Annotated in this window: 19 protein-coding genes; 7 read left to right on the top strand and 12 right to left on the bottom strand. The window is 71.9% G+C overall.

Annotated features, from left to right (window positions below):
- Positions 1–61: 61 nt before the first annotated feature.
- Positions 62–1,396 carry a hypothetical protein gene (locus ABD331_RS02310; RefSeq protein WP_344470493.1) on the bottom strand — a complete coding sequence of 445 codons (1,335 nt, stop codon included), beginning with the start codon at positions 1,394–1,396 and terminating at the stop codon, positions 62–64.
- A 198-nt stretch (positions 1,397–1,594) separates the two neighbouring features.
- Here ABD331_RS02310 and ABD331_RS02305 point away from each other — a divergent pair, with 198 nt between their 5' ends.
- The gene (locus tag ABD331_RS02305) at positions 1,595–3,814 is read left to right on the top strand and encodes a thiamine pyrophosphate-dependent enzyme (RefSeq protein WP_344470492.1); all 2,220 of its coding nucleotides are present in this window, start codon (positions 1,595–1,597) and stop codon (positions 3,812–3,814) included.
- Here the strand turns inward: ABD331_RS02305 and ABD331_RS02300 are convergent.
- Both ABD331_RS02300 and ABD331_RS02295 read right to left on the bottom strand, forming a co-directional pair.
- Complete coding sequence (locus tag ABD331_RS02300; RefSeq protein ID WP_344470491.1) at positions 3,803–5,302, bottom strand: serine/threonine-protein kinase; 1,500 nt, start codon at positions 5,300–5,302, stop codon at positions 3,803–3,805. The two genes, ABD331_RS02305 and ABD331_RS02300, sit on opposite strands and share 12 nt — an antisense overlap.
- A gap of 46 nt (positions 5,303–5,348) precedes the next feature.
- Positions 5,349–6,047, bottom strand: coding sequence for a M50 family metallopeptidase (locus tag ABD331_RS02295; protein ID WP_344470490.1), 699 nt, complete (start codon positions 6,045–6,047; stop codon positions 5,349–5,351).
- A 118-nt stretch (positions 6,048–6,165) separates the two neighbouring features.
- Here ABD331_RS02295 and ABD331_RS02290 point away from each other — a divergent pair, with 118 nt between their 5' ends.
- From ABD331_RS02290 to ABD331_RS02265, 6 genes are all read left to right on the top strand, one after another.
- Positions 6,166–7,044 carry an amidohydrolase family protein gene (locus ABD331_RS02290; protein WP_344470489.1) on the top strand — a complete coding sequence of 293 codons (879 nt, stop codon included), beginning with the start codon at positions 6,166–6,168 and terminating at the stop codon, positions 7,042–7,044.
- Positions 7,045–7,049: 5 nt separating this feature from the next.
- Positions 7,050–7,523, top strand: a complete 474-nt coding sequence (locus tag ABD331_RS02285; protein WP_344470488.1) for a nuclear transport factor 2 family protein — start codon at positions 7,050–7,052, stop codon at positions 7,521–7,523.
- 19 nt (positions 7,524–7,542) lie between these two features.
- Entirely contained in the window at positions 7,543–8,661 is a 1,119-nt protein-coding gene (locus ABD331_RS02280; RefSeq protein WP_344470487.1) for a magnesium and cobalt transport protein CorA, read from the top strand.
- 122 nt (positions 8,662–8,783) lie between these two features.
- Positions 8,784–9,023: a hypothetical protein gene (locus tag ABD331_RS02275; RefSeq protein ID WP_344470486.1), complete on the top strand. Its 240-nt coding sequence runs from the start codon at positions 8,784–8,786 to the stop codon at positions 9,021–9,023.
- Positions 9,020–11,086 (top strand): hypothetical protein, encoded by a 2,067-nt coding sequence (locus tag ABD331_RS02270; RefSeq protein ID WP_344470485.1) that lies wholly within the window; start codon positions 9,020–9,022, stop codon positions 11,084–11,086. Before ABD331_RS02275 ends, ABD331_RS02270 begins: the two co-directional genes overlap by 4 nt.
- Positions 11,083–11,658, top strand: coding sequence for a hypothetical protein (locus ABD331_RS02265; protein ID WP_344470484.1), 576 nt, complete (start codon positions 11,083–11,085; stop codon positions 11,656–11,658). Before ABD331_RS02270 ends, ABD331_RS02265 begins: the two co-directional genes overlap by 4 nt.
- Here ABD331_RS02265 and ABD331_RS02260 read toward each other — a convergent pair.
- The 9 genes from ABD331_RS02260 to ABD331_RS02220 form a co-directional block, all read right to left on the bottom strand.
- Positions 11,618–12,370: an IclR family transcriptional regulator gene (locus tag ABD331_RS02260; RefSeq protein WP_344470483.1), complete on the bottom strand. Its 753-nt coding sequence runs from the start codon at positions 12,368–12,370 to the stop codon at positions 11,618–11,620. The genes ABD331_RS02265 and ABD331_RS02260 overlap by 41 nt on opposite strands.
- A gap of 9 nt (positions 12,371–12,379) precedes the next feature.
- Positions 12,380–13,855: a heparinase II/III domain-containing protein gene (locus tag ABD331_RS02255; RefSeq protein WP_344470482.1), complete on the bottom strand. Its 1,476-nt coding sequence runs from the start codon at positions 13,853–13,855 to the stop codon at positions 12,380–12,382.
- 52 nt (positions 13,856–13,907) lie between these two features.
- Positions 13,908–14,669, bottom strand: coding sequence for a hypothetical protein (locus tag ABD331_RS02250; protein ID WP_344470481.1), 762 nt, complete (start codon positions 14,667–14,669; stop codon positions 13,908–13,910).
- Positions 14,662–15,294: an RNA polymerase sigma factor gene (locus ABD331_RS02245; RefSeq protein ID WP_344470480.1), complete on the bottom strand. Its 633-nt coding sequence runs from the start codon at positions 15,292–15,294 to the stop codon at positions 14,662–14,664. The genes ABD331_RS02250 and ABD331_RS02245 overlap by 8 nt, the downstream gene beginning before the upstream one ends.
- Positions 15,295–15,352: 58 nt before the next feature.
- Complete coding sequence (locus ABD331_RS02240; RefSeq protein WP_344470479.1) at positions 15,353–16,294, bottom strand: winged helix DNA-binding domain-containing protein; 942 nt, start codon at positions 16,292–16,294, stop codon at positions 15,353–15,355.
- 8 nt (positions 16,295–16,302) lie between these two features.
- The gene (locus tag ABD331_RS02235; RefSeq protein WP_344470478.1) at positions 16,303–18,495 is read right to left on the bottom strand and encodes a transglutaminase TgpA family protein; all 2,193 of its coding nucleotides are present in this window, start codon (positions 18,493–18,495) and stop codon (positions 16,303–16,305) included.
- On the bottom strand, positions 18,492–19,577 hold the full coding sequence (locus tag ABD331_RS02230; RefSeq protein WP_344470477.1) for a DUF58 domain-containing protein: 1,086 nt from the start codon (positions 19,575–19,577) through the stop codon (positions 18,492–18,494). Before ABD331_RS02230 ends, ABD331_RS02235 begins: the two co-directional genes overlap by 4 nt.
- Positions 19,578–19,814: 237 nt before the next feature.
- Positions 19,815–20,915 (bottom strand): AAA family ATPase, encoded by a 1,101-nt coding sequence (locus ABD331_RS02225; protein WP_344470476.1) that lies wholly within the window; start codon positions 20,913–20,915, stop codon positions 19,815–19,817.
- A 13-nt stretch (positions 20,916–20,928) separates the two neighbouring features.
- Entirely contained in the window at positions 20,929–23,040 is a 2,112-nt protein-coding gene (locus ABD331_RS02220) for a fibronectin type III domain-containing protein (protein WP_344470475.1), read from the bottom strand.
- Positions 23,041–23,058 lie beyond the last annotated feature (18 nt).

Genomic DNA, 23,058 nt, shown 5'->3' with positions numbered 1-23,058 from the left:
CCTCCACAAAGAACAAGGCCCGGGGAGGTGCCCCCCGGGCCTGGTTCCGTCACTCGGACGATCAGCGCTTCACACGCACATAGTCCGTACGACTGTGATCACCATAGGTGTCCGCGTCCCCGCGGAACACGAACTTCCAGTGCCCCGACTTCCAGGCCTTGGCCTTGGTGTAGAGCCGCCCGCTGTCCCCCGACGAGGTCGTCTTCACGAACTGCCACTTCTTGGACCCCAGCGGCTTGAAGAACAGCGCGACCTTGCCCGAGTACCCCTCCCACGAGCCTTCGTCATCGATCTGCAGCAGGCCCCTGAACTTCAGGTACTTGCCGCGCTTGACCGGCTCAGGGTAGGCGTTGAACTTGATCAGCCGCGTGTCGGCCTTCTCCTCCGTAGGAGGCGGGGCGGGCTGGTCGACCTTCACCCAGTCGGCCCGGCTGACGGTGCCGTTGACGCCGCGCGTGCCGCGGTACTCGGCGCGCCACCAGCCGGAGGTGACGGCGGCGGCGGAGGCGCTGAAGCGGCCGTGGCGGCCGGTGATGTCGCTGGTGACGTACTCCCAGCGGTCCGAGCCGTCCGCCTTGAAGAAGATCGACACCCGCTGGCCGGCGAGGCCGCCGCGGTCCTCGACGCGCAGGGCGCCGGAGAAGGAGAGCGTGTCGCCCTTGTCGACCGGCTCGGGGGAGGCGTCGAAGCCGGCGATGCGGCTGGCGAGGTTGGCGCGCTTGACGTCCACCCTGTCGGCGTCGCTGACGGAGCCCCTGGCGGTGGCGGTGGCCGCGAACTCGGCGCGCCACCAGCCGGTGGCGTTGGCCTGGACGCGGGCGCCGAACCAGCCGCCGCGGCCGGTGGTCACCTTGGCGACCTGGCGGTAGTCGTCCGTTCCTCGCGCGCGGAAGGTGATGGAGACGCTCTGGCCGTCGTAGCCCTTGCCGTCGGCGAGGAGGCGGCCGTTGACCCGGATGGTGTCGCCCTTGTCGACGAGGTCCGGGCTGGCGTCGAAGTCGCCGAACTTGGTGGTGAGTGCCCTGACGACCTCGAACGAGCCGGACTGGGTGACCTCCCCGCCGTCGCCCGAGGCGGTGGCGGCGTAGTTCCACTTGCCGACGGCGCCCGGGCCGAAGGACTTGCTGCCCGTCCACTTCAGGCCACCGGTGACCTGCGTGGACGCGACGTTGACGGTGTCACCGTTGAGCTTGAGGCTCGCCTTGGTCGCGTTCGTGGTGGTGAAGGTGAACGTGACGCTGACATCGCTGTCGAAGACGACGGGCGCGGCCGGGCTGAGCTCGACCTTGGTGATGGTGGGGGTGGGGGCCGCCGACGCTGCGGGCGTGCCCAGGGCGATCGCCCCGGAGATGCCGAGCACGAAGGCGAGGGCGGCGACACGGATGCGTTGTAACATGCGGGTTCCTTTCTGGAGACCCCAGTGGTTCAACGCGGCATTGAGGGTGCCACGTGTGCACTACAAGTAGACGTGCATGCCGCCGATGAAGTTGTGATTTCTGACAAACAGTTATCGATCAGGGTCAAGAGGACCGGTCCACAACATGTCACCGGCGTCCGGCAGACGTCAGGGCCGATCAAAGACATAATCGATGCTGTGGCGCGCGACACAGTTGAGACTCATTTCACCGAGACGGTTTCGACGATCGAGGCGGGCCCCCCGCGAGATCCGGGGTCCCCGGTCCGCGAGGGCACGTCCCTGACCGGGGAACAGTGCCGCTCGCTGTTCTGGCGCCAGCTCGACAGCAGGCTGCTCGACATCGCGGCCCGCTGGCTGCGCGAGCGCGACGAGGGCTACTACACGATCGGCTCCGCCGGTCACGAGGGGAACGCGGCCGTCGCCGCCGCCCTGCGGCCCACCGACCCGGCGCTGCTGCACTACCGTTCGGGCGCGTTCTACCTGACCAGGTCCGAGCAGGCGGGCCGGGTGCCGGAGCAGGGCATCCGCGACGTGCTGAAGGGCCTGAGCGCCGCCGCCGACGAGCCCATCGCGGGCGGCAGGCACAAGGTGTTCGGCCATCCCGACCTGGCCGTCATCCCGCAGACCTCCACGATCGCCAGCCACCTGCCGAGGGCCGTCGGCGTGGCGTTCGCCATCGAGCGGGCCCGCGCGCTGGGCGTGTCCGGCGCGTGGCCGGACGACGCGATGGCGGTGTGCAGCTTCGGCGACGCCTCGATCAACCACGCCAGCGCCCTGTCCGGGCTCAACACCGCCGCCTACGCCACCTTCCAGGGGCAGCCGCTGCCGCTGCTGTTCGTGTGCGAGGACAACGGCATCGGCATCAGCGTGCGCACCCCCAAGGGCTGGGTGGAGGCGGCCGCGCGGCGGCCCGGCATCGAGTACATCGCCGCCGACGGCTGCGACCTGGCCGCCGCGTACGACGCCGCCGTCGAGGCGGTCCGGCACGTACGGGAGCGGCGTGCGCCGGTCTTCCTGCACCTGTCGACGGTGCGGCTGATGGGGCACGCCGGGTCCGACGTCGAGTCGGCGTACCGCACGCAGCGCGAGATCAGGGCCGACCTGGAGCGCGACCCGCTGGTGCGCACGGCGGCCCTGCTGGTGGAGGCCGGGCTGATCACGCCCGGTGAGCTGCTCAAGACGTACGAGTCGGCGCGCGAGCACGTCCTGAAGATCGCCGAGGAGGCGGCGCGCAGCCCGCGGCTGAGCTCCGCCAAGGAGATCATGGAGCCGATCGCGCCCCGCAAGCCGGACCTGATCGCCAAGATCAGCCCGATGGCGGCCACGGCGGCGGTCAGGGAGAAGGCGTTCGCCGGGGCGCTGCCCGAGGACGACAAGCCGATGACGCTGTCCCAGGCCATCAACCGCACGCTCGCCGACGCGCTGGCCGTCTACCCGGAGATGACGGTGTTCGGCGAGGACGTCGCCAAGAAGGGCGGCGTGTACGGCGTGACGCGCGGGCTGCAGAAGCGGTTCGGGGCGGGGCGGGTGTTCGACACGCTGCTCGACGAGCAGGCCGTCCTGGGGCTGGCGCTCGGGGCGGGCGTGTCGAAGCTGCTGCCGGTGCCCGAGATCCAGTACCTGGCCTACCTGCACAACGCGCTCGACCAGATCCGCGGGGAGGCGGCCACGCTGTCGTACTTCTCGCGCGGCGCGTACACCAACCCGATGGTGGTGCGGGTGGCCGCCTACGCCTACCAGAAGGGGTTCGGCGGGCACTTCCACAACGACAACGCGGTGGCGGCGCTGCGCGACATCCCCGGGCTGGTCATCGCCTCGCCCGCGCGTCCCGACGACGCCTCGTCGATGCTGCGCACCTGCCTGGCGGCGGCGCGGACCTCGGGGTCCGTCTGCGTGTTCCTGGAGCCGATCGCGCTCTACCACACGCGCGACCTGTTCGACGCGGGCGACGGAGGGTGGCTGGCGCCGTACGCGCCGCCCGCCCGCTGGGCGGAGACGCACGTGCCGATCGGGCGGGCGCGCTCCTACGGCGACGGGCGCGACCTGACGATCGTGACGTTCGGCAACGGGGTGCGGATGAGCCTGCGGGCGGCGGTGCGGCTCACCCAGGAGGGGTACGGGTGCCGCGTCCTCGACCTGCGCTGGCTGGCGCCCCTGCCGATCGACGACCTGCTGCGGTCGGCCGAGCTGACCGGGAACGTGCTCGTCGCCGACGAGACCCGGCACAGCGGCGCCGTCTCGGAGGGGGTCGTGGCCGAGCTGCTCGACGCCGGGTTCACCGGGAAGATCGGGCGGGTCACCTCGTCCGACAGCTTCATCCCTCTCGGCAAGGCGGCCGATCACGTGCTGCTGTCGGAGGAGGAGATCGAGCAGGCGGCCCGCAAGCTACTGGGTTGACCTGGCCACGGCGCCCCTGATGCAGGCCGGTTTCGACCAGGCGACCGTGGAGCTCTCCGAGATGCGCAGCGGGACTCCTACCAGGAAGCAGTAGCCGGTGCCGGGGTCCAGGCCGGTGACGCGGGTCGAGGTGGTGCCCTGGGACAGGGGGGTGATGGCCTGTTCGCCCTTCTTGACCGGGGAGTGCTGGACGACCACAGGGTAGTCGCGGGCGCCCGCCGGGAGTGACCAGCGCAGCTCCACCAAGGCGCCCTGGTCGGCGGTCACCTTGACCTGGCGGGGGGCGAGGGCTGCCACCTGCTCCTTGCCGATGGGCTGCTGTTGCGTGGTGGTGGTCTGCGGCTGGGCGGTGGTCTGGGTGGAAGGTCGCATCGAGAGGTAGACGGCTGCGGCCGTGCCCGCGAGCACCACGGCCGCGGTGGCGCCGCCGATCAGGATGAGCTTGCCGGTGCGGGAAGGGCCGGGGGCCGGGGGGATGGTGGGGGTGGGCGGGGCGGGTACGTGGGTGCCGGGGAAGGGCTGACCCGTGGCGGGAGAGGGCTGGGGTCCAGGGAGGTGGCCGGCGGCCGGGGGCAGGTGGTGGCCGGTGCTCGGGAACGGGGTGTGCGCGGGCGGGGCCGGCGCTGGGGCGGCGTCCTGGCCGACCAGGTCCGTGACCGGCAGGCCGAGCTGCGCCTGCAGGCCCTGGAGGTGCCGGGCGAGCTCGCGCGCCGACCCGTACCGCGTCTCCGGCTGCTTGGACATCGCCCGCATGATCGTCTCGAACACCGCCCCCGGCACGTCGGGCCGGTTGATCGGCGGCGGCTCCAGGCTGAGCACCCGGTACATCAGCGGCGCGATCGACGGGTCGGACGGGTTGTGGAAGGCGGGCTGCCCGGCCAGCAGATGGTAGAGGGTCGAGCCGAGCGAGTAGATGTCGGTCGAGGCCGAGTGGGGCTGGCCGGTGAGGACCTCGGGGGCGGCGTGCAGCGGGGTGAACGCCTGGGAGGTGGCCGAGATCTCGGCGGAGTCGACGACCCGGGCCACGCCGAAGTCGGCGATCGCGGGCTCGCCGTACCGGGAGATGAGGATGTTCTGCGGTTTGATGTCGCCGTGCAGGACGCCGGCGTCGTGGACGGCGGCGAGCGCGCCGGCGAGCTTGACGCCCGCCCGCAGCAGGTCGGGCAGCGGGAGCGGCCCCTCCTTGCGGATCTTGTCGCGCAGGGAGCCGTTCTCGAAGAAGTCCATCGCGATGTACGGCTTGCCGGAGCGGGTCACGCCGGTGTCGAAGACGGTCACGACGTTGGGGTGGCCGGTGAGGCGGCCGGTGAGCTGGAGTTCGCGCTGGAACCTGCGCATCGTGCGCTGGTCCACCCGGTCCACGGACAGGACCTTGAGCGCCACGACGCGGTCGAGGCGTTCCTGGTAGGCGCGGTACACGACGGCGAACCCGCCCTGGCCCGCCTGATCGAGTACCCGGTAGCCGGGCGCGTCCTCGACTGGCAGCACTCCACTCTCCCCCTGTTGCTGAGGAGTTTAGTGCGAAATATCGGGACTAGAGCGGGTTCATCAGGTACGCGCCGAACACCACGGACGTCAGCGACACGAGCAGGAAGAAGAACACGTAGAACCCGCCGGGCAGGAACGTCAGCCGGGCGAGCTGGTCGGCGTCGGAGTCCCTGGCCTGCCTGCGACGCCGCTTGTACTGCAGCTCGAAGATCGGCCGGATCCCGCCGAACAGCAGGAACCACACCGCGACCAGGGCCACGACCTGCTGGATGTCGGCCGGCGCGTACATGATGAGGGCGAACACGGCGCCTCCCGTGACCAGGAGGATCAGCGCGCCGTACAGGTTGCGGATCAGCAGCAGCATGCAGACCAGGAGCAGCAGCACGCCCCAGATCAGCAACGTGATGCGGCCCTGCTCGGTCAGCCAGGCGGCGCCCAGCCCGAGCAGCGGGGGCGCCAGGTAGCCGGCGAGCGCGGTCAGGACCATGCCGGGCCCGGTGGGCCTGCCCCTGGTCAGGGTCACGCCGGAGGTGTCGGAGTGCAGGCGGATGCCTTCGAGCTTGCGGCGCGTGAGCAGCGCCATCAGCGCGTGGCCGCCTTCGTGGGCGATCGTGATCAGCCCTCTGGACACCTGCCAGGGCATCCGGAAGCCGACGATCACCAGCGCGACGAGAGCCGAGACCACCACGACCCAGGGGTCGGGGTCAGGCTGAACCTTGATCAGGTGGGCCCAGAACGTGTCCATCGAGGAGAAACCCTAACCGGTCGGCATCCTGTCTGGGACGGGTTGCGTCCTGGAGATAATCACCGGGGTACCTCTCCTGAATCGAGTGTCAGCATGGAACTTGGACTGCCTGGGCGGCGTGGTGACGACTGACGCGGACGTACCGGCCTGGTGGGCGCGGCTCGGGCTGCCCGGGCTGATCGACCTGCACGTGCACTTCCTGCCCGAACGGATGGAGCGGCGGGTCTGGCACCACTTCCGCCACGGCGGGCCGCTGATGGGCGGCGGGTGGCCGATCACCTACGAGTGGCCGGTGGAGCGGCGGGTCGCCCGGCTGCGCGAGCTGGGCGTGCGCACGTTCCCGGCGCTCGCGTACGCGCACCGGCCGGACATGGCCGCCGACCTCAACGCCTGGACCCTGAACTTCGCCCGCCGCACCCCGGGCTGCCTGCCGTCCGCGACCTTCTACCCCGAGCCGGACGTCGCCGTGTACGTGCGGCGGGCGCTCGACGACGGGGCCCGGATCTTCAAGGTGCACCTGCAGGTGGGCGGGTTCGACCCGCGCGCGGCGGAGCTGACGCAGGTGTGGGGGCTGCTGGCGGAGGCCGGGGTGCCGGTCGTGGTGCACGCCAGCTCGGTTCCGGTGCCAGGCGGCTTCGTCGGGGCGGGCCCGGTCGGGGCGGTGCTGCGCCGGCATCCCGCGCTGCGGCTGGTGATCGCGCATCTGGGCATGCCGGAGTACGACCCGTTCTTCGAGCTGGCCGCCCGCTACGAGCGGGTGGCCCTGGACACCACGATGGCCTTCACCGACTTCTCCGAGCAGGGCATGCCGTTCCCGGCCCGGCTGCGGCCCGCGCTGCTCGACCTGGGCCTGGCGGGGAAGGTGGTGCTGGGGTCGGACTTCCCGGCCATCCCGTACGCGTACGCCCACCAGCTCGACGCCCTGGCCCGCCTCGATCTGGGGGACGCCTGGTTGCGGGCCGTGTGCTGGCACAACGGCGCGGCCATGATTCGATAGGGGACGTGAACGATCGGCACGTGGCGCTCATCAGCGCCTTCTACGACGCTCTCGGCCGGGCGGACTTCGCGGCCATGGAGCGCTGTTACCACTCCGAGGTCAGCTTCGGCGACCCCATCTACCAGGAGGTAGAGGGCCGCGACAGGGTGATGAGAATGTGGCGGCTGCAGCTCGGCGTGCGTGACGGGTTGAAGTCGGACTACCGCGACGTGACGGCCGACGACTTCACCGCGACCGCTCACTGGACCTCCCGCTACACCTTCCACAGCACGGGCCGCGAGGTCGTCAACGAGATCGACTCGCTGTTCAGGTTCGAGGACGGCCTCATTGTTCGCCACCACGACGAATTCGATTTCCGTCGATGGTCGAAAATGGCACTTGGCAGGCCACATGGGCTTTTGTTCGGATGGACACCGATGTGGCGCAAGACCATCAGAGATCGCGCGACACAGCAACTCGACGAGATGAGCCCGTCGTAGGGCGGTGAAGGAGGGGCGAATGGCCAGGGTCAAGGGGTTCAGGCGCAGCGGTGACGTACGCGAGGAGGCGCCAGAACACTCGATGGACCCGCGCGCGGCCGAGGAGCGCCCCTACCGGCCCACCGTCATCGACAACGCCATCTACCAGGACGGCGAGCGGGTCGACAACCCCGGCTCGCTCGCCGACGCCTTCGAACGCCTCAAGCAGATGCCGGACGCCATGGCCTGGATCGGGCTGTACCGGCCGAAGGAGTGGGAGCTGGTCAAGCTCGGCGAGGAGTTCGAGCTGCACGAGCTGGCGCTGGAGGACGCCATCGTCGGCTCCCAGCGCCCCAAGGCCGACCGCTACGGCGACACGCTGTTCGTGGTGCTGCGCGCCGCCCGCTACCTGGACGAGGTGGAGGAGGTCGCGTTCGGCGAGGTGCACGTCTTCGTCGGGCCCAACTTCGTGATCACCGTACGGCACGCCGAGGCCCCCGACCTCCAGGCCGTCCGCAAGCGCATGGAATCGGACCCCGAGCTGCTGCGGCAGGGCCCGCAGGCCGTCCTGTACGCGATCCTCGACGCCGTCGTCGACGGGTACGCGCCGGTGGTGGCCGGGCTGCAGAAGGACATCGAGGAGATCGAGGTCCAGGTCTTCGGCGGCGACCCGTCGGTGTCGCGGCGCGTGTACGAGCTGTCCGGCGAGGTGATCGAGTTCCAGCGGGCCACGGCGCCGCTCGTCGGCATGATCCACGGCTTCATTGCGGGGGCGCGCAAGTACGGCGTGACCGAGGAGCTGCAGAGCTACCTGCGCGACGCCGCCGACCACGCCATCACCGTCACGGAGCGGATCTCGTCCTTCCGCCAGATGCTGCAGAACATCCTCGTCGTCAACTCCACCCTCGTCACCCAGGCCCAGAACGCCGAGATGGCCCGCATGACCGAGGCCAGCATCCAGCAGGGCGAGGAGGTCAAGAAGATCTCCGCCTGGGCCGCCATCCTCTTCGCCCCCACCCTCGTCGGCACCGTCTACGGGATGAACTTCGACTTCATGCCCGAGACGCACTGGGCCTTCGGCTACCCGTTCGCCATCTTCCTCATGGGCGCGGTCTGCGTGGCGCTCTACACGATCTTCAAACGACGTAACTGGCTCTGATCCCATAGCGTTTCCCGCAATCCCCGCCGGGCCGCCCCCGCCTGCGCTTACGATGCCGTTCGGTCCGGCGTCTCTCCCCTCAACGAGATCGGCTTCAGCGATCGGGCGAGATCAGGGCGGCGATGGCGACACAGGAACACCTCGATGAGGCCAGGCGGCTCATCGAACGTCTGCGCGACCACCACGCGAACGAGGTGGTCGCGCTGGCGCGGCTGGTCGACGCCGGCGCGCTGCGAGGCGCGGCCGGCGACCGGCTCGCCGCCGACCTGCGCGCCTGGGACCAGGGCCTCAAGGACCGCTTCACCCGCGCCCTGTCCCTCCTGGACGCACTCGAACCCGGCGAGGGGGCGTCCTCCCGATGAGCCCCATGGTCGGCATCGACCCCGCGCTGATGACGCGGCTGATCAACGGCCTGCGCCGGGTCAGCGGCCTGATCCCGGAGCTCGACCTCCAGGTGGAGCGGGCGCTGACGTCCCTGGGCCTCCGGGTGTGGGGCCCGTCCGCGCTGCCCGCCATCGCGCGGGAGATGAACGCCCGCATCCCCGCACTCCAGGGCCGGCTCGACCTCATCCTCGCCGAACCCGACCGCCGACCCGGCTCCGACGGCCTCCTCTGGGCGGACGAATCAGCCTGGCTGTCCAAGTCGCCCGACGAGGGCGCCGCCACCGCCGCCCGCCTCGCCCGCCTCCTCCGCGCCGAGATCCCGGACCACGCGCTCGACGCCGAGACCGTGGCCCAGCTCGAACTCCACAAGAACGACCCCTACTTCGCCTTGGCCTTCTTCGGCCAGATCCCGCCCGCCGAGCTGAAGCTCCTGATCAACCAGGCGTACGGCTCGGACCTCCCGCCTTCGGAGCGACCGCTCCAGCGGGACGCCGCCACCCCCGACCGGCTCCTCACCATGCTCAGCACCCTGCTGGGAACGGCCTCACGCGGAGTCGGCCGGACGCGGCCGGGGGACGACTACGCGGCTCGGCTGGTCGAGGGGGTGGAGGATCGGCGGCAGGCGTTCGCCGTGAAGCGGCTGCTGATGGACGGGGAGTTCGAGCCTTCGTTCCTCCTCGCGGTGGTCCGGCGGTTGTACGACGCCGACCTCGCCCATCCACCCGACCTCAGCCTGCCACGGGACGCCTGGACCATGCCCGGCGCCCGGGACGCCCTTCCCGGCGACCTCAGCCCCATGGGGGCGGCCCTGGTCGCGCTGGCCCATCATCCTGCCGTGGCGCAGGACTTCCTCACCGATCCGGAGCGTCGGCCGTTGGATTATTTGATGCGGCGGCATGTTTGGGAGGGGGAGGCCGATGGGGATCTTGGGTGGGCCATTGAGGTTGCCGCTACGGAGATTCGGGATCATGAGGTGCCGGTGGGTGGGTCGCGGGGGTACAAGTCGGCGTTGATCGCCTCCTGGGCGGTCCGGTTCTGGAGTGGCGCCAAGGTTCAGGCGAATCTCCCGAACACCCGCGCCAACCTCGGCAACGTCCTGGCCCAGTACACAGGGGACGTGCACCGCACCACGCGGGCCTTCAGCGAGGAGATGGCGGGCGTGATGGCGGATCAGGACGCCGACAAGAACCTGCGAGGCGCGGAGCCGTACGGCGCGCTGTTCGACGCCAACGGCGTCAAAAGGGCGATGACCTGGGCATTCGAAGACGAGGGAGCGTTCCGGACCGTGGTCGCGGCGCACGGCATGTACGCCGGCAGAATGCTGGACGAAGTCGCCGGCAAGATCGCGATCGAGGTGCGGGCCGACTTCGCGGAATGGCGGAAGTCGCATCCGGGGGCCACACCAGAGCAACTCGACGCCGCACGGCAGGACCTCCTCGAGGAGTGCATGAGCCGCGGCGGCGGCTCCGAGTTCACCCGGGCGACGCGTGATCTGAGCAGGACGACCTGGCTGATCACCGATGCCGCGAACATTTCCGACATCGCAGCGGCAAAGGCGACCGACGCGCGCTTCGCGACTTTCAAGGCCATGACCGAGAAGGTCGCGGGGCTGGCTCCAGGGCCACAGGGCAAGTTCTTCGGACTTCTGGTGGACGAGGCGAAAAGCCTGATCTTCGGCACGATGAAGTCCAACCACGAAGAAACAGCCCGTACGGACGCGGACAGCGCGACGGGATTGGCCAAGCACATGTTCGCCGATCTCACGGCGGCCACGATGATGCGTCACGACTTGTTCGGCGACGGTTCCGTACCGGCCGCGACACACCCGTACAAGCACAAGGACTTCTCCCCAGGCTCGGACGGCCACTTCCTGGTCGATGGCAGGATCAAGCCATGGGCAGAGATGACTGCCGAGGAGCGCAGGTCCTACGACGAATGGCTGTCGCTGAATGAGACCGGCCGTGTCTTCGGCCCACCGGGCGAAGCCATCGAGATCGGTTTCGAAAGTGCCGAGAAGTACTACTCCCAGAGCGGCTCATGAAAATCAGACCGTCGATACTCGGCATCCTTCTCCTGACGGCCGCGTGCACGTCTCCCGCTCCGCCGCCGGACAGCCGGCCGCTGGGTGATGTGACCGCGTCTCCACAAGAATGCGATCTGATCTCGGCGGATGCGATCAGGATGGCGACGGGCCTCACCTCCTACAAGGCGTTCGGCACGAAGACTGACATGGGCCGGGATTTCGAGTCATGCACGGTGAGCGCGCGTTCCGGTCAGAGGGATGAGAGCGGGCTCATGATCGAGGTTTTCGAGCCTCCTCCCGCAAGCCGTGAAGGCTTGGAGAACACCAAGAAGGTCAACCACGGGCACGACCTACCCGACAGCTTGGGGCCGGGGTTCGCAGCGCGACGGAAGAACGCGCAGGACCGGACCATCGCCTTCGTCTACGGATGGACGCCCGACTACCGGCGCCTGCTCACCATCAGCATCATCCAGAACGCCCCAGGCCGAGACCCCCTGGCGGACGCCACCGAATTCTTCCGCCAGCTCAAACCACACCTGCTGCCCAACCTCACCCAGGAAACCCGGCCAAAGCCCGCTCAGCCTCGCTGACGGCATGCCGCAGCTCCTCCACATAAGTCCCCAGCTCCTCAGGCGCGAACCGATCCGACGGAATGGAGATCGACAGGGCCGCCACCGCCACCCCGCCCCCGTTACGCACCGCGGCCCCCACGGCCGACACCCCCCGTTCGGTCCCCTCGATGTTGAGGGCGAGCCCGCTGAGTCTGATCTCGTCGAGTTCGCGGGTCAGGGCCGCGCGATCCCGGGGGGTGAGGTCGGGGTAGAGGGCCAGGACCTCGTCCGGGGGCAGGGCGGCGAGGAGGGCTTTGCCGCCGGAGGCGAGGCGGGCGGGGAGGATGGTGCCGCGGCGGTCGGTGACGTGGCGCAGGCGCGGGCATTCGACGCTGTCCAGGAAGCGCACCTCGGTGCCCACTCTGACCATGAGGTTGACGGTTTCCTGGACGCGGGCGCAGAGGGATTCCATGGCGGGGCGGGCGCGGGCGCGTAGGTCGCGCAGGGCGGAGCCGCCGGGGATGGCGGGGGCGGAGGCGAGGAAGGGGCCGGGGAGGTAGGTGTGGTCCTCGTCCCGTACGGCGAAGTCGCGGTAGACCAGCATCGACAGCAGCCGGTGCGCGGTGGAGCGGGCGATGCCCAGCTCGCCGGCCACGTCGGTGACCTGGACGCGGCCGCGGTCGCGGAGCATGTGCAGGACGAGCAGCGCGTTGTCCACCGAGCCCAGGGCGTACGGGGGCCTGTTCTTCACAGCAGGATGCTAGTACCGCCCCGGCACGATGACCGTCAGAACGCTCGGCGCCTCGGGGGACAGGACGGTGACGGCTTCGGCGGTGCGGAGGTAGCCGGTGGAGACGAGGGCGGGCCGCACGGCGAGGCCCTCGCCGGGGAACTGCAGCACCGTGACGTGGAAGCCGCCGGGGTCGCGCAGCACCACGGCTCCGTCGCGCCGGGAGGCCACCTCGAAGGCCGGGTCGAAGTGCCACAGGCTGCGCAGGGTTCCTGAGGCGACGGTGTCGAACACGGCCACCGTGTCGGGGTCGTGGTTGACCGTGACGCGGCGGGTGCGGAGCGGGCCGTAGGCGTCGTCGGCCAGTTCGTACGTCTGGCTGGACGGGCCGATGGAGGAGTGGAGGAGGTGGGTGGGCGTGCCTGGGCGGAACGTTCCTGTGGTCGGGATGGGGACGTTGTGGGCTTGCGGGGAGCGGGTCCAGTCGGTGTAGCCGGTGCGTTCGTAGGAGTGGAAGCCGCTCTCCACGAGGATGCGGCGGCCCTGGGCGGAGTAGGTGAGGCCGAGGTGGTCCTCGTGGCCGTGCAGCCGCCGTCCGGGGCCGAACCTGATCGAGTAGTACGCGGCCGAGGGGTCGTCCCAGGCGCTCCTGCCGAACACGTATCCCCCGTCGAAGACCCGCACCAGCGGCCCCTCGTGCGCGAACCCGTCGGCGCGGGCGTCGGCCGGGCTGTCGCCGATGGGGACGAGGGTGCCGTCCGGCTGGGTGGCGTGGGCCACGTACGACTCCAGCGCCCGCCGCCTGGCCACCAGCCGTTCTGGCACCTCGGCGCCGCTCTCGCGGATGGCGCGCAGGGCGACGCCGAGGCGGCGGTGCACGTACAGGCCGTAGCGCGGGGCCTGCTCGTGCAGGACGCCCTGCGCGTCCACGGCCAGTTCGGCCGAGGCGGTCATCCGGCGTACGGCGAGGTCGCGCCAGCGCGCCCGGCCCAGGCGGCAGCCGACGACGAGCAGCGCGATGTCCTGGTCGAGGCCGTGGTTGTGGCCTTCGCGGTAGAGGGACGGGTCGGCGAGGACCTCGCCGTGCTCGGCCAGGCTGTCCCACAGGCGGGGGGTGTGGACGTGCTCGCTCAGGCACACCAGCGCCGGGGCGCGCAGCGCGACCGCGTGCTCGGCCCACGCCCACGGGCTGACGCCGGCGCCGTGGCGGGGGTTGGCGTCGATCCAGTCGTCGGTGACGGCGCGGGCGCGGTCCAGGCACGCCTGGTCGCCGGTGCGTTCGTAGGCGGACACCAGGCGGCCCATCCAGCGCAGCGTGTGCAGGTGCAGCGCCCAGGAGCGGTTGCCGTGCGGGTTCGCGGTCCAGTCGACGGGGGTGGTGAGCCGCACGGGCGGCAGTTTCACGAACGTCACCAGGCCGTCCATCACCTCCTCCACCTTGATCGCGGGGAACTGGTCGCTCAGGCAGATGGCCTTGCCTGAGGTCGTGCGGGCACGCCAGAACACGTCGTTGCTCCTGTTCGAGGGCGCGCGGAACCCACGCGCGGCGCCTGCGGGGTCAGCGGGGGCCTTGGTCGGTCCAGCCGGCGGTGAGGACGAGCTCGGAGCGGGTGCCGTCCTCGCTGGACAGCACCTGCGAGGTGGCCGGGTCGATGATCAGGGTGCGGCGGACGCCGGTGGGCAGGGCGAAGGAGAACGCCTCACCGTCGCGTCCCCGGTCGTCCGTGGCCGTGCCCAGGTAGCGGACCTCGGGCAGGTCGGCGAGCGCGCGGTAAGCGGCGGCGCGCACGCCGGGCGGGGACGGCTTGGTCCACAGCAGGCCGCCGAGCGCGTCGGCGAGCAGCCCCCGCGAGCCCGCGGGCAGCATCGCGGCGACCCGCTCGCGCAGCTCGGCGGGGTCCGAGGGGAGTGCCTGGATCTGGTCGAAGCTCAGGTCCCGCCCGGCCATGCTGAACGGCGAGCGGCCGGTGACGCGGGTGACGCGGCCCTGCTCCGCGGTCCACGCCCCGCCCTGCCGCGTGACCCACAGGTCGGTCTCCCTGACGCCGTCGTACACCTTCTTGACGTGCCAGTACGTGCCCCGCGACGTGGCGGACGCGGCCGAGGTGGCGGCCGTCAGGAGGATCTCCCTGCCCGTGTCCACGGGCTGCTCGCGGGGGATCAGGAGGAACAGCGCGAGGGCCGCGGCGGTCGCGGGGATCATCGCCAGCCAGGACAGGCGGCGGCGCCGGCGGCGGACCGTGATGCGCCGCCACACCCGGGTCTGCGCGTGCGGGGCCGGCTCCGGCCTGCCGTACAGCTCGCGGATCAGCTCATCCATCGCCCCGCGCCTCCTCTACCAGCCGGCCGCGCAGCTTCTTCCTGGCGCGGCTCAGGCGGGAGCCGACCGTGCCGTACGGGATGCCGAGCGCGGTGGCGATCTCGTCGTGGCTCAGCCCCGCCAGCGCGACCAGCAGCAGCACGTCGCGGTCGCGCCGGTCCAGCTCGGCCAGGGCGGCGGCCAGCTCGGGGCGCAGGCTCTGGGCGCTGACGCGTACGGCCACCGACTCCTCGTGGCCGGGCGCGTCCGTGTCGGGGCGGCAGCGGCCGAGGGCGCGCAGCGTGCGGGCCTCCAGGCGGCGGTGCTTGCCGATGAGGTTCGTGGCGATGCCGTACAGCCAGGCCCGCACCCCCGCGCGGGACGAGTCGTAGCGGTCGCGCTTGCGGAACGCGGTCAGGAACGTCTCGGCCACGATGTCCTCGGCGATGTCGGGGCCGAGCCGCTGGGCGACGTAGCCGTGGATCTCGCCGAAGTAGGCGTCGAACACGGCGGCGAACGCGTCAGCGCCGTCCAGCGTGTCGTGCGCCGCGGCGGACACGTCGGCGTCGTCCGAGTGGCCGTGCGCCGTCCCCGGGGCGCGGGCCGTCCAGGGCGGCGCCGTGGCCGCGATCGTCTCCCCCGTCATGGGCAACCTTCCGATGTATCAGTGTTCATCTGGTATCACCCGATACACCGGATCGCTTTCACGGCGGTGAGAGGAAGCGCCGCACGTCCGCGATCTCGTCGTCCAGGTCGGGCAGCTCGTCGAACGCCTGCACGCTCACCTCGGTGCCCCTCCTCCCCCACACGCCCTTGATCAGGCCGTTCACCAGGACGGCCGGGCGCAGGATGCCGCCTCCCGGGAACACCTTCCGCGCGTGCTCGGGGGCCAGGACGGGGTCCCTGCTGCGCCAGCCCAGCACGTACTCGTCGAAGGCGGGCACGAGACGCACCAGCGGGGCGTCCTCAGGCGGCGGGGGTGCGGTGCTCAGGGTCCAGGCGGTGCGGGCCTGTCCGAGGGGCAGGCCCGACCAGGCGGCCAGGTCCTCGGGGGTGGCGGGGTGGTGGGCGCGGCGGTAGCGGGTGGCCAGCTCCTTGAGCGCGCGTTCGCGGTCGGGCTCGGGGACGACGGGGGCGCCGAGCCAGTCGGCGGCGTGCACGTACGTGGGCTTGCCCGCGCGTTGCGGGCCCAGGACGGCCAGGCCGTGGCGGGCGGCCAGCGCCACCAGGTGCACGACGCCCTGGCCGCGGGCCCGTCCTGCGAGGCGTTCCTCCAGGTCGGCCTTGGTGAGGGGGCCCTGGCCTTCGAGGGCCCGGGTGATGAGCGGCAGCAGGTCGTCGCCGGTGACGCCCTCCTCGGTCAGGCGGCGCAGGGTGCCGGTGGCGTTACCGGTGAGTGCGTGGATCCAGGGCAGGTCGTCGGCGTGCGCGAAGTGGAGGGTGCCGCGCGGGCCCCACGTCCTGACCAGCTCGCGGGACTGCCAGGCCGCCTCGACGTCCGCCGGGGTGAGGGTGGCGGAGCGGGCGCGGAAGGCGAGCAGGGCCGAGGGGACGTCCTGGGCCTGCACGGCCGCCAGCCGCCTGACGATCTCGCCTGGCGTCAGGCCGGGCGGGCGGTGCAGGAGCTGGGCCGTGACGCTACGCATGTCTCCGATCATTTCAGGAGGAGGCGGGCGCGCAGGCGGGTGAGGAGGGGGGTGCGGGCGCGTACGGCTCCGCGGATGGCGTCGCTGCGCTGCCAGGCCTCGGACGCGGTGGCGTCGGTGACGCCCTCGGGGGCGTACCGCACGAAATTGGAAATTTCGGCCAACGGGTGGAGATGTACGGAGATGTCGCCCGGCTGGCGGGACACCACGTCACCCGCCGTCAGGGCGTGCTCGCCACCGAGCCCGAGGTCGTCGCACGCCTGCCGCCACGCCCCCAGCACCCGCGCCCCTGGCTCGCCGGCGCTGCGGCGGCCGTGCCTGCGCCGCCACGGCACGATCACCACCACGCCCGCGTACGCCACCAGCAGGCCACCCGCCGCCACCGCCGCGAGCAGCCACGGATCGAGACCGCCCGCCTGCTCGCCCTGGTCGGCGGCCTGCGGCTGCGTGGTCTTGGGCCGGTCGCTGCCGCCCTTGGCGAACTCGCCCTCCAGCTTCTCGCTCTCCTCGATCGCCGACGAGGCCACCTCGTGGTCGTCCTTGGCCCCGCTGCGTCCCGGCGTCGGATAGAACGGCCGCCACCCCAGCCCCTCGAACTTGATCTCCGCCCACGCCATGACATGCCCCGACTTGACATGATAAATACCGCCGGACTCCTGTCCTGGCCTGAACCCCACGACCACCCGCGACGGCAGCCCCAGCGTCCTGGCCATCAGCGCGAACGTGGCCGCGAACTGCTCCGACGTCCCCCGGTGCGTGGTCTGCAGGAAGAACTCCAGGCCCTTGAGCGAGTGGCCGGGCGGCGCGGTGACGTCGTAGGCGGCGCTCGTGCGCAGGTAGCTCTGCAGCCGGTACGCCTGCTTGATCGGCTCGTCGGTGCCCTTGACGGCCTGCTGGGCGAGCCTGCGGAAGAGCTGCTCCTGGGGGCCGTCGGGGAAGGCGGTCAGGGCCGGGTCGCGTACGGGGGCGGCGGCCAGCAGGTCCTCCCTGGTGGGCTTCGGCACGCGGGAGGTCACCTCGTAGCTGAAGCCCTTGGTCGGCTTGGTCCTGGCCAGCAGCGACCCGCTGGCGGGGTCCACGGCCAGGCCGCTGACGCCCGTGACGTTCTCGGGGCGTTCTGCGGCGGGCAGCCACGTGCCGGGCAGGCCGTCGAACGTGACCCGCTGGCGCACCACGTCCGCCTCCCCCGTCCACTCCCCCTCGGGGACGCGTCCGCCCGTGGGCTGGAAGCGGGCACCCGACGTCCAGCGGACGCCGTCGTAGCGGTCCAGCACGGCCAGCCGCCAGTTCTGCGGCTCGTCCGCCCTGACCGTGAACAGCTCGCGGTCGGGGATCTGCAGCCACGCCGAGACGCGGTCGAGAGGGCTGACGCTGTCCACGCGGGCGGGCGGGGGGAGGTCGACGTTCTCGCGCGGGTTGTACGGCTCGGCGGCGATGGGCAGCAGCGGGCCCGCCACCAGCGCCAGCGCGGCCAGCGCGGCGGCCACCGGGATCCCCGCCGGCAGCCGGCCCGGGGAGCGGTCGTCCCGGATCAGGGCCAGGGCGGCGATCAGCACGAACAGCGCCGCCGTGACCGGCAGGTTCGAGCCCTCGCCGTCCACGCCCAGCAGCAGCGCCACCCCGAAGACGGCCAGGGCGGGCAAGGCTGCCGCGATCCTCGTCGTGGTGCGGGACAGGGTCTCCGCGCCGATCGTGGCCGCCGCCCAGACCAGGGTGTGGACGAGGACCAGCAGCTCCGGGTCGGGCTGGGCGGGGAGGAGGGTGGTCAGCAGGGCGTGCCAGGCGTTCGCCACGTCGGCGGGGGCGGTGGGGGAAAGGGTGCCGTACAGGGGGATGGTGGTGGCCAGCCAGAGGATCAGGTCCAGGGTCAGGGGCAGCCAGAGGGGGCGGGTGCGGGTCAGGGCTGCCACGACTGCGGGGGCCGTGGCTGCGGGGATGATTGCCAGGAGGAGGTCCGGGCCGGGAAAGACGCGGTGGAAGGCCCAGCCTGCGGTGGCGGCCAGCGCTGCCAGGACGGCCAGAGCCGCCAAGCGCCGCCACAGCGGGCCCGGGGGTGGGGTGGCCGTGGCGGGCTCGGCGCCGCGCTGCTTGGCCGCCCGCCTGCCGGAGGCGCGTCCGGGGGTGCGGGGGACGTCCGGCTGGGTGCCGTGGGAGGTCATGGGCGCGCCTGGCTGCGTGCCGTGCGAGGTGCCGTGGGTCATCGGGACCTCCAGGCCATCGGCAACTCGTCCAAAGACGCCACCGGCACGACCGTCACCCCGGCCGGGCCAGCCGGAGCCGGAGCCGTCCCGACGTACACGCAGATGACGCGATCGAAGCGGCGCCGTACCCCCGCCACCCGCCCCACCTCCGACGGATCCCCCGTCACCAGCACCAGCGACCCCCCGCCCCGAGCCGTCCGCAGCGCCTCCGTGACCCCGGCCGGGCCGGGGCGTACCAGGGCGAGCCGGTCCAGCACGGTCTCGGCGTCCGTCTTCTGGTCGGGCAGCGGCCCGTCGCCGGTCAGGACCCGTACGGGAAAGCCCGCGCGGGCGGCGGCGACGGCGGCCGAGGCGGCGGCGTCCACGGCCAGCTCCGTCAGCGCCCGCGTGTCGAGCAGGACCGTGGTGGTCGGCAGGCTGGCGTCGATGAGCTGGCGGACCATCAGGGTGCCGGTGCGGGCGCTGGACCGCCAGTGCACGTGGCGCAGGTCGTCGCCGACGACGTACTCGCGCAGGGTGTGGAAGGTGACCGTGCCCGCCGGGGCGTTGTCGCTGGTCGGGCCCTCCAGGTGGTGGGCCTTGCCGGACGGCGGGACGGGGAGGGGGACCGTGCGCGGGCGTACCAGGAGGGTGACGGGACGGCCGTACTCGCGGACCCGGCGCGTCAGCCCGAACGGGTCGGCGCGCACCAGCACCAGCGGGCCGACCGGGATGTCTCCGCGGGTTTCGGTGGGCAGCGGGTACGAGACCGTGCGGGCCGCGTTCCTGGGCAGCCTGGGCAGGTCCACGGTGTGCTCGGAGGTGCCGATGCGGTCCTGGGCGCGCAGGCCGGACAGGCCTCGGCTGCCCAGGTTGGTGACGGTCAGTACGGCCACGGCGGCGTCGCCGCGCGGCACCTTGAGCGGGGTGACCTCCCTGCGCACCTCCAGCCGGGGCTTCGGAGCGGTCCACGCCACCGCGGCGGCCAGCGCCAGCAGCGCGCCTGTGGCGAGCACGACCGGCTCGGGGTAGCCGAGCGCGAAGCCGACGGCGTACAGGACGACGGCTCCCGCCAGCGTCCCCCACCCCAGCGGCGTCAGCACGGCGGTCAGCCGCGCGCCCGCGCCGGGCCGCGCGCGCGAGTCCGACGGCGAGAGCTGCGGAAGCGGGCCCGCGGACGGGGACGGCGGGCGCGCGTCCGGACGCGAGTGAGGGGATCGCGCGCTTGGGCGCGGTGGCGAGGGCGCCGGGCGCGGGTCCGTGGACTGCGCGCGTGGGTCCGGGGACTGGGCGCGTGGGGGTGAGGGCGCCGGGCGCGGGTCCGGGGGTGGGGGGTGCACTTAGGCCGCCTGCGGCACCGGCATCCCGGCGAGGATCTCGCCGAGGGCGGCGGCCGGGGTGACCTCGCGCAGCTCGGCCTCCGGGGTGAGGATCAGGCGGTGCGCGAGCACCGGCACGGCCAGCGCCTTGACGTCCTCGGGCACCACGTAGTGCCGCCCCGCCGCCGCGGCCTTGACGCGGGCGGCGCGCAGCAGGGCGAGGCTGCCCCGGGGGCTGGCGCCGAGCCGCAGGTGGGGGCTGGTGCGGGTGGCGCCGCACAGCGCCACGATGTAGTCGTAGACCGGGTCGGCCACGTGGATGCGCGAGGCGAAGTCGATCATGCCGGCCACGTCGGACGACCGGGCCACCACGGGCAGCCGTTCGACCTGCGGCCCCGTCGGCATGCCCTTGAGCACCTCGACCTCCGAGGCGTGGTCCGGGTACCCGACGGAGATCTTCATCAGGAAGCGGTCGAGCTGGGCCTCGGGCAGCGGGTACGTGCCGTCCATGTCGACCGGGTTCTGCGTGGCGACGACCAGGAACGGCCTGGGCACCGGGTGCGGCTCCGCGTCCACCGTGACGCGGCGTTCCTCCATCACCTCCAGCAGCGCGGCCTGCGTCTTCGGGGAGGCGCGGTTGATCTCGTCGGCGAGCACGATGTTGGCGAAGACCGGCCCCTGGTGGAACTCGAACTTCTGGTGCGCCTGGTTGAAGATCGACACGCCGGTGATGTCGCTGGGCAGCAGGTCGGGGGTGAACTGGATGCGCCGCCACTCCGCGTCCACGCTGGCGGCCAGCGACCGGGCGAGCGTGGTCTTGCCGGTGCCTGGGACGTCCTCGACCAGCAGGTGTCCTTCGGCGAACAGGCAGATCAGGGCCAGTTCGATGGCGTCGTGCTTGCCGCGGATGATGCGTTCGATGTTGCCTGCCAGGAGCTGGAAGCGCTGCGCGAACTGTCCGGCAAGCTGCTGCTGGGGTTGCGGCTGCTGCTCGTAGACAGGCGCGAGCTGCTGCTGGGATGGCTGCTGCTCGTAGACGGGCGCAGGCTGGTGGTGGTACTGCTGCTGGTCATAGGCAGGCGCTGGCTGCTCGAAGTGGTCCTGATAGTTGTACTGGGTCAACTGAGTCCCCTTCTCAGTCGGTGCACTCGAAGAGCGGCCCCTCGGGGAAGCCGCCGTCCGGAGTCGCCACCAGGGTGTCGTTCAGGTAGCCGTTGCCGTACTGGCTCTCGATCCGGTTCCAGATGTCGCTGCTCTTGCCGGTCGAGGAGTCGGTGTACGACGTGCCCTTGACCTGGCAGATCACGGTCAGGGTGATGTACTGCCCCTGCGGGATCTTGCCCGCCTCGCCGCTGGCCGACGGCCCCGGCCGGATCAGCGTGTTGGTGTCGTTGTTGCTGGCGTTCTGGTACTGCTGGCGCGGGTAGGCCAGGTCGGCCTCGGCCGTGGCCACGTCGGGGCTCTCCCCGGCGGCGTTCCTGGCCTTGAGCTTGAAGGTGTGCTTCTGGTTGTTCTTGAGCCCGTCCACGGTGAACGACGTGCCCTTGATGGCGCTGTTGGTGGCGGCGCCGGTCAGCTCGTACGTGGTGGCGTCGTCGGCGCCCTCGGGGGCGGTCCAGGTCAGCTCGGCGCCCCGGTTCCTGGCCTTGGCCGCGAACCCGGTGGGCGAGCCGGGCGCGACGCACGGCCGTACCCCCGCGCTGGGCTCCGACTCGACCTCGCCGCCCGGCCAGTGCGCGACGACGGTGAACGTGTACTCGTTCGCGCAGTCGCCGCCCGTGAACTCGAACTGGAACGGCCCGTCCGCGTCCGCCGACTGCGGGGTGGATCTGCCGTCGCCGGAGGTCCGCAGCGTGTACCGCTCGACCTCGCCGCCGTTCGACGGGCTGAAGGTCACGGTCACCTTGCCGGGGCCTGACCTGGCGGTCACGGCTCCGGGCGCGGACGGCGCGGTGGCGGACGGCGTGGGGCTGGGGCTCTTGCTGGGCGCCTCCCTGGTGGGGGTGGCGCTGGGCCGTTCTGAGGTTTTGACGGGGTCGGGGACCGGGTCCGGATCGGGCTCCTGGTCGGGAGGGGTGTCGGTGCGGGTGGGCTCGGTGCGCGGGGTGGGCCTGGGCTTGGGGGTGTTGGACGGTCCCGGTACGTCGGAGTCGTCCTTGTCCACGTCGTGTTTGCGGCCCTCGGGGTCGATGACGACGGCCTTGTCGCCGTTCTCGTCGTTCGCCCAGAGCAGCCCGTCCTTGACGAACACGTCCACCGGGCCGGGCCGCTGCGCCACCTGGAGCGTCGTGGGACGGCCGCCCGCCGCGCTGTCCCAGACGATCAGCGAGCCGCTGCCCTGGTCGGGCACGTACACCTTGGTGCCGAGCACCTGCGGCACGCCCAGCTTGGCCGGGTCGGCGGCGGTGAACTTGGTGCTGAGCACGGAGTTGGAGCCCGTGTCGATCACGACGAGCAGGCCGGAGTCGCCGGGCGCGAGTATCGGCACCAGGGGGCCCTCGGTGGTCGCGGGGGTGAGCGCGCCTCCCCTGGCGGCCTGGGCGACGCCCTTGGGCAGGGTGATCTCGCCGACGCCGCCGTCCGAGCCGATGATCGTGGCGGTGGCGGCCCTGGTGTTGACGACGACGGGCAGGCCGCCGGCGATGGTGATCGACAGCTCCTCGCCGGGCTCGCCGACCTTGACCGGGCTCGCCGCCGTGCCGTTCGTGACGGGGACGACCTGGCCCCGCGCCGTCACGGGCACCCACAGGCGGCCCCCGCCGTCGATGCGGGCCGCGCCGAGCGGCGCGGGCAGGGTGAGTGCGGCGCCGCGGGTGTCGAGGGTGGCGGGGTCGATCTGCTGGACCTTGCCGGTGGCCGGGTCCACGGCGTACGCGGTGTCGCCCGCCATGGCGAGCTGCATCCCGGCCGCGCCGAAGTCGCGGGTCTCGGTGACGGTGAGCTGGCTGGGCTCGACGCGGCTGACGTAGCCGGTGCGGTCGTCCACCAGCAGGACGTTGCCGCCGTCCTGAACGACGCGCAGCTGCCTGCCCGCCTTGTCGTCGAGGTAGCCGTCGACCTCGCCGGACAGGCCGTTGACGTGCACGATCTTGCCGCGGGCCTTGGTCCACAGCCACGCGCCGACGTCGGCCAGCTTGGGGTTGGCGCTGGAGACGCCCACGCCGAACCACGCCGCCGCGGCGACCAGGATCACGGCCGCCACCCCGGCGATCACCGCCGTGGCGCGGTCGCCTCGGAGCACGCTCACTTGCCTACCCACCCGGTT

Origin of the sequence: Nonomuraea monospora (assembly GCF_039531895.1) — a bacterium.
GTDB lineage: Bacteria > Actinomycetota > Actinomycetes > Streptosporangiales > Streptosporangiaceae > Nonomuraea > Nonomuraea monospora.
Note: the sequence above shows the minus strand (reverse complement) of the source record. Positions and strands in the feature narration are given on the sequence as shown.

Coding starts and splice junctions, on each gene's coding strand:
- ABD331_RS02310 (WP_344470493.1), bottom strand. CDS start 1,396: ATGTTACAACGCATCCGTGTCGCCGCCCTCGCCTTCGTGCTCGGCATC.
- ABD331_RS02295 (WP_344470490.1), bottom strand. CDS start 6,047: ATGGACACGTTCTGGGCCCACCTGATCAAGGTTCAGCCTGACCCCGAC.
- ABD331_RS02280 (WP_344470487.1), top strand. CDS start 7,543: ATGGCCAGGGTCAAGGGGTTCAGGCGCAGCGGTGACGTACGCGAGGAG.
- ABD331_RS02275 (WP_344470486.1), top strand. CDS start 8,784: ATGGCGACACAGGAACACCTCGATGAGGCCAGGCGGCTCATCGAACGT.
- ABD331_RS02270 (WP_344470485.1), top strand. CDS start 9,020: ATGAGCCCCATGGTCGGCATCGACCCCGCGCTGATGACGCGGCTGATC.
- ABD331_RS02265 (WP_344470484.1), top strand. CDS start 11,083: ATGAAAATCAGACCGTCGATACTCGGCATCCTTCTCCTGACGGCCGCG.
- ABD331_RS02250 (WP_344470481.1), bottom strand. CDS start 14,669: ATGGATGAGCTGATCCGCGAGCTGTACGGCAGGCCGGAGCCGGCCCCG.
- ABD331_RS02245 (WP_344470480.1), bottom strand. CDS start 15,294: ATGACGGGGGAGACGATCGCGGCCACGGCGCCGCCCTGGACGGCCCGC.
- ABD331_RS02240 (WP_344470479.1), bottom strand. CDS start 16,294: ATGCGTAGCGTCACGGCCCAGCTCCTGCACCGCCCGCCCGGCCTGACG.
- ABD331_RS02235 (WP_344470478.1), bottom strand. CDS start 18,495: ATGACCCACGGCACCTCGCACGGCACGCAGCCAGGCGCGCCCATGACC.